Below are 13307 nucleotides of genomic sequence, written 5' to 3' on the forward strand. Positions count from 1 at the left end.
CTGAAAAAGTATGTGAAATTTTAGCTGTTTTTCTTGGTTTTCAACATAGGAGAACATCTTAACACAGGGCATAAAAGTATTGTCTGGTTGTGGGATGCAGTCGGACACAAAACAAAAACGGGATGAGGCGTTGCCATTGGGCGAGTCTATGACCCCCGAGGCTCAACCCATCGGCTCTGTGCCGGGGGTGGGTAATTCACATGGCCTGTAATCCATGATTATGCCTATCTGGATTTAAAACCAATTTCCATAGAAGCGAATCTGACCAATGCACTAAGCCGTCAGAATATTCGGGTGGACGTACCCTGTAGGTTTACGATTGCTATTTCTACAGATACAGACACGATGAACACCGCTGCTGAGCATTTACTTGGCTTGGCCCACGAGCAAATACAGGAACTTTCAAAAGATATTCTGTTTGGCCAGTTGCGTTTGGTTATTGCGACAATGACCATTGAAGAGATTAATTCCGATAGAGATAAATTTCTCGAAAGTATCTCCAAGAATGTGGACAGCGAGCTCAAGAAAATCGGTCTGAAACTGATAAACGTCAACTTAACGGATATCAAAGACGAGTCGGGCTACATTGAGGCCCTCGGAAAAGAAGCTGCCGCCAAGGCAATCAACGAAGCCAAAATCTCCGTCGCTGAGCAAGAGAAAATCGGTAAAACCGGAAAAGCTATTGCTGACCGCGAAAAAGATGTGCAGATCACTGATAAACAACGTGATAGAGATGTAAAAATAGCGATAACCAACAAAACAGGGAAGTCAGCATTGCTGAAGCGGAAAAAGACGAAAGTATCGGTAAGGCCGAAGCGCAGCGAGACACCCGTGTAAAAACATCGGAGGCGAATGCCATTGCGATCAAAAGGAAAAACGAGGCCAAGATCTCCATTGCCCAGTCGGATGCACAACGGAGAGAAAAAGAAGCAGAGGCATTGAGGATTGCGCTTGCTTCGGAAAAAGTCCAAAGTGCAAGGGCTTTAGAAGAAGCCTATCTGGCGGAACAAAAAGCAGAAACTGCCAGGGCAGAAAGAGAACGCTCCACTCAGAATGCCAATGTGGTGATACCTGCAGAGATTGCAAAACAACGGGCGATCATCGATGCCCAGGCCGAAGCAGAGCGGATCAGAAAACAGGCAAAAGGCGAAGCGGATGCCATTTATGCCAAGATGGAAGCAGAAGCAAAAGGGCTCTTTGAAATATTGACAAAACAGGCAGAAGGTTACCGAGAGGTGGTAAGTGCTGCAGGAGGAGATCCTACCAAAGCATTCCAGTTACTCTTGATTGAGAAACTGCCTGAATTGGTAAAAACACAAGTAGAAGCAGTGAAAAATATCAAGATCAATAAAATCACCGTTTGGGATTCAGGCCAAGGCGAAAATGGAAACGGATCCACAGCTAACTTTGTCTCCGGAATGATGAAGACAGTCCCCCCACTTAATGAATTATTCAACATGGCGGGTTTGAACCTTCCTGCTTATTTGAAAAGCGAAGACTTAGAAAAGCCGTTTCAAGCAAAAGAAGAACCAAAATCTGAAGAGTAATAACAACTTGTACAAGCATTTAAAAAACCTGGTTCCAAAGAGCCAGGTTTTTATTTTATCTTCGCAACATGTTTGTTCTATCTGACACGCCATCTATAGCAAATCGCTTTCTGCGAGAGATGAGAGACATCCGTATTCAGGGTGACCGAATGCGCTTTCGGAGAAATTTGGAGCGAATGGGTGAAATAATGGCCTATGAAATTTCAAAATCATTCGACTATGTTTCAGAGGAAATTGAGACTCCACTTACCTCAACTTCCACTCTCACGCTAAATGAACAACCCATAATCATCTCAGTAATGAGAGCATCATTACCATTTTACAATGGTTTCTTAAATTATTTTGATCAGGCTGGGAGTGGATTTATCGGAGCTTTTCGGGATGAGAGTCAGCCAGGAGAAATCACGGTTCAACTGGGATACCACGCCAGCCCAACTGTAGAGGAGAGAATTATCATTCTGGCTGACCCCATGCTAGCTACCGGCAAATCACTCGTCGAATCCATACAAACGATACTTTCGCATGGTACACCCAAGCACATCCATATAGCTGCAGTCATAGCAGCGCCAGAGGGAATTAAGTATCTCAAAGAAAACGTTACCTGCCCCTACTCACTTTGGCTTGGCGCAATTGACGAAAAACTAAATCACCAATCCTACATCGTCCCTGGACTAGGCGATGCCGGAGATCTTGCTTTTGGCCCAAAACTTTAATTATTACATGCTCCCTTATTTCCTATTATTTCTTGGTTTGGTAATTCTTCTTTATGGAGGAAAAATATTAGTAGACGGCGCTTCGGCAATGGCTGTAAAGCTTGGCATGAGTGCCGGACTGATTGGGATGACTGTAGTTGCATTTGGCACTTCGGCACCGGAACTTCTGGTTAGTGTGAATGCTGCCCTTAAAGGGAACAGCGATATTGCTATTGGAAATGTAATCGGCTCCAATATTGCCAATATCGCCCTGGTGCTCGGGATAAGCGGGATATTTTATCCTATTCTTATCAGAAAAAGTCATATCCGGATTGATTACCTCATCACCTTGCTTGTATCCATACTTTTCTATGGCTTAAGCTATAATGGCTTCATTGGATTATGGGAGGGCGTCTTGCTGTTCGGATTGTTCATTGTATTTAACGTATTTCTTTTCAAAAGTCCCGGAGCGGACTTAATAGACAATACCGAAGTAGAGGAAGAAATCGAGCAGGTAAAAAACTACTCTTGGTTTGCCTCCATTGCCCTGTTCCTAGGCGGTGTATTGGGTTTATATTTCGGGTCAGAGCTATTGGTCACCAATGCGGTGAAAATATCCAGAGAGTTTGGAGTTTCAGAACGTATAATAGGCGTGACTATTATTGCTATTGGCACAAGCTTGCCTGAGCTAATCACATCCGTGATAGCTGCTTTGTCCAAACGAACAGATTTGGCACTAGGCAATATTCTTGGTAGTAATATCATGAATATTCTATCCATTATTGGCCTCACAGCGATCATTAAGCCAATTGGCGTATCGCAGGCATTTATTGATTCTGATTTTTTATGGATGCTTGGAATTACTATCCTCTTATTCGCGTTGATGCGTACGAAGATGCAGGTTTCAAAAGTTGAAGGCTCTCTGCTCTTGCTAAGCTATGGTGCCTACCTGTATTTCCTGCTATGATTGAAAACATCCTAACACTTCTGGGAATCTACTTTCTTTGTTGGTTCAAATTTCTTGCTGGCCCATTATTAGGGTCTGCGGCAGGTTACAGTGTATTGGTAAATGCGCTGGTTACTGTCGCAGGAATGATGACCAGTGTAACGATTTTCACCTTACTGGGATCAAAAATCAAGGCACTTCTTAAAGGGAATTTTCAAAAAAAACCCAGACTTATTTTTTCCAAAAAGAGCAGAAGAATTGTCCATCTTTGGAGAAAATATGGGGAAATTGGAATTGCTTTCTTTACACCACTAGTATTGACCCCCATTGGCGGCACACTGATCATGGTATCTTTTGGTGTCAAGAAAAGTCACATTTACATCCACATGCTGTGGAGTGCATGTCTTTGGGCGGTAGTCATCAGCTTGAGTATTGACAAGATTTTGTCGGTACCTTTCCTTCAAAATTCACTTCTCTAATCTAATTCCTCATCAGGTAAGATTTCAATATCCTTTATCAACACACGCTCAGCGATAGCCTGCCCTGTCAACGTAGCAGCCAAGCCTCCCATTGCCGTTTCCTTATACCTGCTTTCCATAGAAGCCCCTACCTCTCCCATTGCCTCCACGCACTCATCCACAGGAATGACCGCACTTACATTGGCCAAGGCTATTTGTGCAGAGCTGAAGGCAATGGCTGCGGCACTCGCATTCCGGACCACACAGGGCACCTCGACCAATCCTGCCACCGGGTCACAGACCAATCCCAACATACACTGAATAGTAACCGCAACGGCATTGAAAACCTGGTCTGTAGTTCCTCCCAAGCAATAGACAATCGCCCCGGAAGCCATCGCGGCCGCTGAACCTGTTTCGGCTTGGCATCCGCCTACAGCACCAGCCAAACTCGCCTTTTCTTCAATAATCAAAGCAATCCCGGCACCCACCAATAGCCCGTCAACAATTTGCCCGTCACTCAATCCGTGAATTTCCTGAAGTGTGACCAGCGTCCCCGGAAGAATCCCGCTTGCACCGGCCGTCGGGGCAGCTACCACTCTTCCCATGCATGAATTAACTTCTTTAGCCGCTAAAGCACGCGAAATCAATTTCTGAAACTCAGGGGAAAGCACTGATAAGGGGTGGTTGAAAACTTTCTTTGCTCCATTGTTGATCATTCCAGAACGAGAGGTCATATCCTCTTCCAGACCGGTTTTCACAGCATCTTTCATGACAGTATAAGCCTGAAGAAGCCCAACTTTGATTTTATCTGCTGTGCCACTTTTCTGATCGACTTCATACGCGATCACAGACTCAGGTAGGGAGGTATTCTTCTCTTCACAATAGCTCTTCCAGCCCGCGAAGGATTCAAATAAATAGCTCATAATAGATGGGGTTATATTCTATAGTATTAGGTTGGATTTATATCAGCTACCTCAACCTCTTTGATTACAGAGCTTGAAGACCGTAGACTCCAGCTTTCAGGTATGTAGCATCCTTGATAGCCTCTAACAAATCTTAGATCGCTTTTGTCATTCACTCATGGAAGGACATTTATTCGAGCTAAATATTTACTCAGAAATCAAACGTTAAGGTCTGCTTAATCTCTGGGTCTAGGCTCAATGCCACTGGACAAGTCTTCGCTGCATTCTTCAATTTTTGGATCATCGCACTATCATTTACCGGATTTTCCCAGTGAAAATCAACAATGATTTCACTTATTTTTCTGGGAGAAGCCTGCATTACTTTGGTGACGCTCCAGGTCAATCCTTCCAAAGGGACGGAATCTCTGTTGGCCACAATTCCCATAATCGTCATCATACAACTCCCTAAAGCACTGGCGACCAAGTCTGTCGGAGAAAACGCTTCCCCTTTTCCGTTATTATCTACAGGGGCATCTGTCAGGATTTTCACCCCTGACTGCAGGTGTTCTGATTCCGTTCTCAAATTCCCTAAATATGAACTTTTTATAGTGGACATAAACTCTTATTTTTAAAATCAGTTAAAATACCAACACCCAAAAATAGGGCTATATTTTTGACCAATTCGAATGAACAAGCTGAAATTCATCTTATCGCTTTTGCTCCTTTCCTTATCCATTGAATCTTTTGCCCAAAGAGAGGACATTGGAAACTATGAATATGATAAAGAGTATATGTTTGGGATCAATAAAAACACCAATGGAGGCTTAATAGGTGGTTTTGTATTCAAAGCAGGAACACGAATAGACGACACTCAGTTTAGCTTCTGGGCTCTGGAATTCTCCAATGTCAAAAATCCAAAAGAGATACGCTACAATACAGTCCTTGGCAACAGCTATATTTTCGGAAAGTCCAATTACCTCTATTCGATCAGACCTCAATATGGCCGTGAAATAGTTCTTTTCAAAAAAGCTCCTAACCAAGGTGTGCAGGTTTCCGCATTAGCCGCAGTCGGCCCATCGTTTGGTTTGATTGCTCCCTATTACATTGAATATGCGGTAAATCGTGTAGAAACTGTCAGTGAGCAATACGATCCGCAAATTCATCAAAGTCGGTTTAATATTTTAGGTACAGGTAGACTTTTTGAAGGTTTAGGACAATCAGAATTTGCTTTTGGTGGCAATCTAAAGGCGGCACTGTCATTTGAATTTGGAGTTTTTCGCTCAAATGCGACAGGATTGGAACTTGGATACATGCTCGAAGGTTTTACCAAAGAAATCCCGCTGATCCCGACTACAGAAAACAGACAGCTATTCCAATCGGCCTACTTTACTTTCTTCTACGGGTTCCGGCAATAAGTCAACTTGGGTTTTGTGCGCTGCTGACTTACCTTTGTATCAAATCAGAAATCAATGATCGAATTACCCGTAATTTCCGAAGAAGCTACCCGAAGAAAAAAGCCAGATTGGCTTAGAGTAAAACTTCCTGTAGGAAAAGAATATGCCAAAGTCCGCAAGCTTGTGGATGAGCATAAGCTCCATACCATTTGCGAAAGTGGCAATTGCCCAAATATGGGCGAATGTTGGGGAGCTGGCACAGCAACTTTTATGATTTTAGGGAATGTCTGTACCCGCTCTTGTTCATTTTGCGCTGTAGCCACTGGCCGTCCTCCGGAGTATGATACAGATGAGCCAAGAAGAGTAGCTGAGGCCATCAAGCTTATGGGCGTAAAACATGCGGTATTGACCTCTGTAAACAGAGATGAGCTGAAAGACAAAGGAGCTGAAATCTGGTATCAAACAGTAATTCAGACTAAGGAACTTTCACCTTCCACTACAATAGAAACACTGATCCCAGATGTAAAATCAAACTGGGATGCATTGTATAGAATGATCAGCGGAGGTCAGGAAGTAGTTTCCCACAATATGGAAACAGTGGAAAGTCTTTACAGAAGAGTTCGCCCCCAGGCGAAATATGCACGGTCCTTGGAACAAACGAAATTGACCAAGGAGTATGGCAAGAGAACAAAAACAGGCATAATGCTGGGCTTGGGAGAGAAGAAAGAAGAGGTTTTCAAAGCTATGGATGACCTGGCAGAACACGGCTGTGATATCCTTACACTGGGACAATATCTTCAGCCTACCAAAATGCACATAGAAGTAGCCGAATTCATACATCCGGATCTATTCGCCGAATACAGGGAAGAAGGATTGGCCAGAGGCTTGAAATATGTAGAGTCAGGGCCTTTGGTAAGATCCTCTTACCATGCCGAGAGACATGTAAATGTCTAGGTATGATGTAAATAAAATTATAGCACGCTTTCGGGCGTGCTTTTTTTATGTCTAAATTTTTAATAATTTAAAACATCATCTTCACACTAACTTTTAAACCAATGGTAAAAATTGAAAGAATTGGAGTTTCCTCCGCTGCTAAAATCTATGGGCTGACACTGGGTATCCTGGGATTTGTAATAGGTATCTTTTATGCCCTGTTTTTATCGGCATTCTCAGGTCTCATGGGAGATGAAATGTCTTCATTTGGGGCAGGAATGGGGATCGGGATGGCAATTGTATTTCCTATTATCTATGGGATAATGGGTTTCGTTATTGGAGCATTGGGCGCTGTCATTTATAATTTTGTCGCCTCAAAAATTGGAGGCTTGGAAATCCAGCTTTCCAAAGAGAATGAAATCCCGATTCTTTAAAAACAGAAGCAGGACGGCCACGATCTTTGCATAAGCTTCGCGCTTTATGGCAAAAAAAGAGGCTGCCAAAAATTGACAGCCTCTTTTTCCTCTTTTTTTCTCTTTCTTAAAGATTAAGCTTCTTCGCTAGCGTAATCTTCCACCGGAATACAGCTACAGATTAAGTTTCTGTCCCCGAACGCCGAATCAATTCTACGTACACTTGGCCAGAACTTATTCTCTTTCACGTAGCTAAGCGGGTAAACAGCTTTCTCTCTGGAATATGGCAAGTTCCAATCATCAGTCAACACCATAGTTGCAGTATGTGGCGCATTTTTCAAAACATTTTCTATTTTGTCTGCTACACCATCCTCGATTTCCTGGATCTCAGCGCGGATAGAAAGCAGCGCATCACAGAATTTATCCAACTCAGCTTTAGTCTCAGATTCAGTAGGCTCTATCATCAACGTGCCTGCTACAGGGAAAGAAACAGTTGGCGCATGGTATCCATAATCCATCAATCGTTTTGCAATATCTTCCACTTCCACACCCACTTCTTTAAACGCTCTGCAATCCACGATCATCTCATGAGCTGCCCTTCCCTGGGTTCCTGTATAAAGAATAGGGAAATGATCCTTCAATCTTTCCTTGATGTAGTTCGCATTTAGGATGGCCATTTTCGTTGCATTCTTCAGGCCATCTCCGCCCATCATTGCGATGTAAGCATAAGAGATTGGTAAGATGCTAGCGCTTCCGTAAGGAGCAGCAGAGATCGAAGAAACTGCTTGCTCTCCACCTGCTTTAACCACAGGGTTACCAGGAAGGAATGGCGCCAAGTGACTTGCAACACAGATCGGCCCCATGCCAGGTCCACCTCCGCCGTGAGGTATACAGAAGGTCTTGTGAAGGTTCAGGTGACAGACGTCAGCTCCGATTCTTCCAGGGCTGGTCAATCCTACCTGAGCATTCATATTCGCCCCATCCATGTACACCTGCCCACCGTTCTCGTGAATGATCTGGCAGATTTCCTGAATCGCTACTTCAAATACCCCGTGCGTAGAAGGATAAGTCACCAGAAGCGCTGATAGCTCATCTGCATGGGTAGTGGCTTTGGATCGTAGGTCTTCGATGTCGATGTTTCCTTTCTCGTCACATTTCACCAATACCACTTTCATCCCGGCCATCACCGCCGAAGCAGGATTTGTTCCATGTGCGGAAGTAGGGATCAAAGCAACATTTCTGTGATGATCCCCTCTGCTCTGGTGATAGGCACGAATGACCATCAAACCAGCAAATTCCCCTTGTGCCCCTGAGTTCGGCTGAAGGGATGTATCAGCAAAACCTGTGATTTCATTCAACCAGTGTCTCAAGTTTGCAAATAATTCCTGATATCCTGCGGTCTGGTCGGTTGGGGCAAATGGATGGATCTGACCAAACTCAGGCCAAGTCACAGGAATCATTTCCGCCGTAGCGTTTAGCTTCATCGTACAAGATCCAAGAGAAATCATGGAGTGAACCAATGACAAATCTTTATTCTCAAGTCGCTTGATGTAGCGAAGCATTTCGTGCTCGCTCTGGAAATTATTAAATACAGGATGGGTCAAATACTCAGACGTTCTTACCAGTTCTTCTGGCAATTCCAGTTCTATTTCGGAAGCCAAAGCTGACAAATCCGGAGTTGCCAATCCCTTTGTTTTTGCAAAAACTTCAACTACTGATGCTACATCCTGCAAAGTTTTGGCCTCATCAAAGGTCAGGAATACTGTATCGTAATCGTAACGGAAGTTCATTTTTGAGGACAAAGCCAATGACTGAATGGCATTTAGCGACTTTGACTCTATCCCTACTTTAATGGTATCGAAGTAGTTTTTGGAAGAAATCTCATATCCCAGTTGCGCTAGTGCTTTTGCAGTAAGTTTAGCCAGTCCATGCGTTCTTAGCGCAATATTTTTCAGTCCTTTCGGACCGTGATAAACTGCATAAAAACTCGCCATCACTGCCAGGAGTACCTGCGCAGTACAAATATTTGAGGTGGCTTTTTCTCTCTTTATGTGTTGCTCGCGCGTTTGCAAAGCCATTCTATATGCTTTGTTGCCTTCACGGTCTTGGGAAACCCCGATGATCCTTCCAGGAATCTGGCGCTTATAAGCTTCCTTGGTTGCAAAAAACCCCGCATGTGGCCCACCATACCCCATTGGCACGCCAAAACGCTGGGAGGAACCAATAACTACATCTGCACCCATTTCTCCCGGAGCAGTCAAAAGGGTCAATGCCAGAAGGTCTGCAGCAAAAGCAGTTGTGACGTTATTTTCCTTAGCCGCAGCTACGATAGCAGCGTAATCTCTAGCTTCACCGTCCGCGTCAGGATATTGGAACAATACACCAAATAAATTTTCATCAGTCAGGTCCAATGAATCTATTGATCCAAAAACCAGTTCAATCCCAACTGGCTCGGCTCTTGTCTCCAATACAGCTTTAGTCTGGGGAAACACTTTTTCATCCACAAAGAATTTTATTGCATTCTTTTTCTCCCGGGGCTTTACAGCGTAAAGCATGTTCATCGCCTCCGCCGCAGCTGTTCCCTCATCCAGAAGAGAAGCATTTGCAAGCTCCATCCCCGTCAGTTCCATTACCACTGTCTGGAAATTGATCAAAGCTTCTAATCTGCCTTGGGCGATTTCGGCCTGATACGGAGTATAAGCAGTGTACCATCCCGGATTCTCCAGTACGTTTCTCAAGATCACTCCAGGCACCAATGTGTCATAATACCCTAAGCCTATGAAAGACTTGAATACTTTATTTTTAGAAGCGAGTTTTTTGAAATCCTTCAAAAATTCCGATTCAAGCTTTGCCGCAGGCAGATCCAATGGACGATCCAATTGGATAGATTTCGGTACAGTTTGATTGATTAATTCCTCTAAAGATGAGGCGCCGATTTTCTCCAGCATTGCTGAGATCTCTGTATCTGTCGGGCCATTGTGTCTGCTCTCAAATTTGACAGCATTAGAAAGATTGATCTTCATATAAGAACGTTAAGACGATAAACTATTTGGGTTTGAAACTCGCTGATTTTTCAAGGTGCAAAGGTACAATATATTGAAAGATAATGTTTTCATGTGCCCTATTATTTCCATTGAGCTAAGTCAAAATATATAAACGGTTTATTGTAGGGCAGAAAATTTCTCTAGTTTAGCGCCTGAAATTCAAAAAGATTGAAACGGTCGATTGTACGCAGATGTGATTTCCAGTGCGCTAATTGACCATTTCATCTTTAGATCTAAAAAAACCTAACTATAAACTGATGAATAAAAGTCTGTTATTGACGGGCGCAATGGCTCTGGGCTTTGCACTACCGTCGTTGGCACAGCAGCCTGCCCAGGTGAAGTACGCCAATACAATTACTGCCGGAGACCTCAAAGAACGTCTTACTTACCTGGCTTCAGATGAGATGAAGGGAAGAGACACCGGATCAGAGGAACAAAAAGTAGCTGCAAATTACCTTGCTGATTTTTACAAAAAAATCGGTTTGTCCGGACCAGTTGATGGAAGCTACCTTCAGCCGGTGGAACTGGTTAGTTCTTCTTTCGGGGAGGTTTCTTTGAAAGTCGGTAAAAACAAACTGGAGAACAATAAAGATTTTGTTTTCATCGGGGACGCAGACATGAAGAAAGCAGCAAAGACCGATCTTGTTTTCCTTGGTTTAGTGTCCGAGGAAAACCTGGCTAGAGTTGACGTGAAAGGCAAATTGGTGGGTATCTGGGCTGTAGGCGTGAGATCAAATGACCTCTTGACCAAAGTATTGGATGCAGGTGCTGCCGGTATCGTCATTGTAAGTATGGAAGGCCAGGCAAACTTTGACCGTATTGCCGGTCGCTACCAAAGTCTAGCGGGCAAAGGTAGAGTCGGGTTTGCAAAGCCAACAGAACAAAAGCCAGTGTTCATGGTGAGCTCTGATAAAATGGCTGAACTATTCGACACGCCTGTTGAAGAACTAAAAGAAGCTGCAAAAGCCAATCCTGAGTCTATTAAATCTCAAAAAGTTACTTACCAGGTCGAAAAGGATGTTAAGGAAATTGAAAGCTCAAACGTAATGGGCTATCTAGAAGGATCTGATAAGAAAGATGAGCTAGTGGTGATCTCATCCCACTACGACCATGTAGGGGTGAGCAGTACGGGTGAAGTGTTCAATGGTGCTGATGATGATGGATCAGGGACTGTCTCGGTCACCGAAATCGCCGAAGCTTTTGCAGCAGCGGCAAAAGACGGTATCAAACCAAGAAGATCCATCCTTTTTCTAAATGTTACAGGTGAGGAAAAAGGACTTTTGGGATCTGAATATTACTCTGATCATCCTATTTTCCCATTGGAGAATACAGTTGTGAATTTCAACATCGACATGGTGGGAAGGATTGACTACGAGTATCAGGATGCTGAAAACACAGATTTCGTCTATGTGATCGGTTCAGAGATGCTATCCACAGATTTGAAAAAAATCCTGGAATACAATAACATCACCTATTCTGATCTAATCCTGGATTACAGGTATGACGCTGAGGACGATCCAAACAGATTCTATTACAGATCAGATCATTACAACTTTGCAAAGCATAATATCCCGGTAGCGTTCTTTTTCAACGGGGTGCACGATGATTATCACCAGGTGACCGATACAGTGGACAAAATCGAATTTCCGCTGATGGAGAAAAGAGCCAGACTGATTTTCTATACCGCCTGGGACGTGGCAAACAGAGACAAAAGACTTCCTGTTGACGGAACCAACACGAGAACAGAAAAATAAAGAGTTATACAGATTGAATAGTAAAGGCTAATGGAGAAATCTGTTAGCCTTTTTCTTTTCCAAAAAACGGCCAAGAAATACAAATTTTGAAATTCGTAGGATTTCCCCATCCTCAAATTTCATAAAACGGTATCTTTGCATTCCAAACGCAATCCGAACTTCCAGTGTACAAATCGCTACTGAAACCTCTTTTCTTCCTAAAAAAGCCAGAAGAAGCCCACCACTTCACGGTAGCTCTCACCAGGCTAACATTTAATCTTCCACTAGTCGGCCCGATTGTAAAATCGATTTTCTCGGTGGAAAACAAAGGTTTAGAACGGGAAGTTTTTGGTTTGAACTTCAAGAATCCTGTGGGTTTGGCAGCGGGATTTGACAAGGATGCCAAGGTAATTGATGAAATGGCAATGCTCGGTTTCGGCTTTATCGAAATAGGCACGCTGACCCCAAAACCCCAAGAAGGAAACCCAAAGCCACGGCTTTTCAGGCTTCCGCTAGACGAATCCCTGATCAACCGCATGGGCTTCAATAACGGAGGAGTGCACGATGCCGTAGAGCGGTTGAAAAGGCGAAAATCAAACGTGCTCATCGGCGGAAATATTGGCAAAAACAAAGTCACACCAAACGAAAATGCGGTGGACGATTACTTGATTTGCCTGGAAGCCCTACATGATCATGTGGATTATTTTGTAGTGAATGTAAGCTCTCCCAACACACCTAATCTACGGGATCTGCAGGAAAAAGAGCCGCTGAAACATTTGCTCCAGGCCGTGAAAAATGCAAATGACCTTAAGGCAAAGCCTAAACCAATTCTTCTGAAAATCGCACCTGACTTGACAAATGGACAATTGGACGATATCATCGAGATCGTACAGGAAACAAAAATCGATGGTGTAATAGCGACCAACACCACAATAAACCGTTCGCAATTGAGCACTTCGGCAGCAGAAATAGAAGCAATTGGAGCAGGTGGAGTAAGCGGAAAAGTATTGAGAAAAAGAAGTACAGATGTAATAAGGTACCTGGCCGAAAAATCAAATAAAGCATTCCCAATCATCGGAGTGGGCGGAATATTTTCTGCAGAAGATGCTATAGAAAAACTCGAGGCTGGAGCCAGCCTGGTCCAAGTGTACTCGGGCATGATTTATGAGGGACCTGGGCTGATCAAAAAGATTAACCAAGGATTATTGACTCATTTTTCTAAGTAATTTGTCAATCTAAATTCAT

Annotated in this window: 13 protein-coding genes; 10 read left to right on the plus strand and 3 right to left on the minus strand. The window is 43.6% G+C overall.

Annotation, left to right across the window (positions count from 1 at the left end):
• Positions 1 to 249 precede the first annotated feature (249 nt).
• The 5 genes from AS141_RS27105 to AS141_RS14715 all read left to right on the plus strand — a co-directional run bounded on the left by AS141_RS27105 (position 250) and on the right by AS141_RS14715 (position 3664).
• Entirely contained in the window at positions 250 to 837 is a 588-nt protein-coding gene (locus AS141_RS27105; RefSeq protein WP_317043046.1) for a flotillin family protein, read from the plus strand.
• A gap of 101 nt (positions 838 to 938) precedes the next feature.
• Positions 939 to 1547, plus strand: a complete 609-nt coding sequence (locus AS141_RS27110; protein WP_232424928.1) for a flotillin domain-containing protein — start codon at positions 939 to 941, stop codon at positions 1545 to 1547.
• A 68-nt stretch (positions 1548 to 1615) separates the two neighbouring features.
• Positions 1616 to 2260, plus strand: coding sequence for a uracil phosphoribosyltransferase (gene upp, locus AS141_RS14705; RefSeq protein WP_057938443.1), 645 nt, complete (start codon positions 1616 to 1618; stop codon positions 2258 to 2260).
• A 7-nt stretch (positions 2261 to 2267) separates the two neighbouring features.
• On the plus strand, positions 2268 to 3206 hold the full coding sequence (locus tag AS141_RS14710; protein WP_057938444.1) for a calcium/sodium antiporter: 939 nt from the start codon (positions 2268 to 2270) through the stop codon (positions 3204 to 3206).
• On the plus strand, positions 3203 to 3664 hold the full coding sequence (locus tag AS141_RS14715; protein ID WP_057938445.1) for a hypothetical protein: 462 nt from the start codon (positions 3203 to 3205) through the stop codon (positions 3662 to 3664). The genes AS141_RS14710 and AS141_RS14715 overlap by 4 nt, the downstream gene beginning before the upstream one ends.
• Here AS141_RS14715 and sdaAA read toward each other — a convergent pair.
• Positions 3661 to 4566 carry an L-serine ammonia-lyase, iron-sulfur-dependent, subunit alpha gene (gene sdaAA / locus AS141_RS14720; RefSeq protein WP_057938446.1) on the minus strand — a complete coding sequence of 302 codons (906 nt, stop codon included), beginning with the start codon at positions 4564 to 4566 and terminating at the stop codon, positions 3661 to 3663. The two genes, AS141_RS14715 and sdaAA, sit on opposite strands and share 4 nt — an antisense overlap.
• Positions 4567 to 4756: 190 nt before the next feature.
• Complete coding sequence (locus tag AS141_RS14725; RefSeq protein WP_057938447.1) at positions 4757 to 5161, minus strand: OsmC family protein; 405 nt, start codon at positions 5159 to 5161, stop codon at positions 4757 to 4759.
• 70 nt (positions 5162 to 5231) lie between these two features.
• Between AS141_RS14725 and AS141_RS14730 the strand changes: the two genes are divergently transcribed.
• The 3 genes from AS141_RS14730 (at position 5232) to AS141_RS14740 (ending at position 7306) form a co-directional block, all read left to right on the plus strand.
• Positions 5232 to 5960, plus strand: a complete 729-nt coding sequence (locus tag AS141_RS14730) for a hypothetical protein (RefSeq protein ID WP_057938448.1) — start codon at positions 5232 to 5234, stop codon at positions 5958 to 5960.
• 54 nt (positions 5961 to 6014) lie between these two features.
• The gene (gene lipA / locus AS141_RS14735) at positions 6015 to 6893 is read left to right on the plus strand and encodes a lipoyl synthase (RefSeq protein ID WP_057938449.1); all 879 of its coding nucleotides are present in this window, start codon (positions 6015 to 6017) and stop codon (positions 6891 to 6893) included.
• 101 nt (positions 6894 to 6994) lie between these two features.
• Complete coding sequence (locus AS141_RS14740) at positions 6995 to 7306, plus strand: DUF3566 domain-containing protein (RefSeq protein ID WP_057938450.1); 312 nt, start codon at positions 6995 to 6997, stop codon at positions 7304 to 7306.
• A gap of 113 nt (positions 7307 to 7419) precedes the next feature.
• Here AS141_RS14740 and gcvP read toward each other — a convergent pair whose 3' ends face one another.
• Positions 7420 to 10308: an aminomethyl-transferring glycine dehydrogenase gene (gene gcvP, locus AS141_RS14745; RefSeq protein WP_057938451.1), complete on the minus strand. Its 2889-nt coding sequence runs from the start codon at positions 10306 to 10308 to the stop codon at positions 7420 to 7422.
• Between the two features lie 278 nt (positions 10309 to 10586).
• On the opposite strand from gcvP, the gene AS141_RS14750 reads away from it, so the two are divergent.
• Together AS141_RS14750 and AS141_RS14755 are read left to right on the plus strand one after the other, a co-directional pair.
• The gene (locus AS141_RS14750; protein WP_057938452.1) at positions 10587 to 12083 is read left to right on the plus strand and encodes a M28 family peptidase; all 1497 of its coding nucleotides are present in this window, start codon (positions 10587 to 10589) and stop codon (positions 12081 to 12083) included.
• Positions 12084 to 12247: 164 nt separating this feature from the next.
• Entirely contained in the window at positions 12248 to 13288 is a 1041-nt protein-coding gene (locus tag AS141_RS14755) for a quinone-dependent dihydroorotate dehydrogenase (RefSeq protein ID WP_057938453.1), read from the plus strand.
• Positions 13289 to 13307 lie beyond the last annotated feature (19 nt).

The sequence above is a fragment of the Algoriphagus resistens genome (assembly GCF_001442615.1).
GTDB lineage: Bacteria > Bacteroidota > Bacteroidia > Cytophagales > Cyclobacteriaceae > Algoriphagus > Algoriphagus resistens.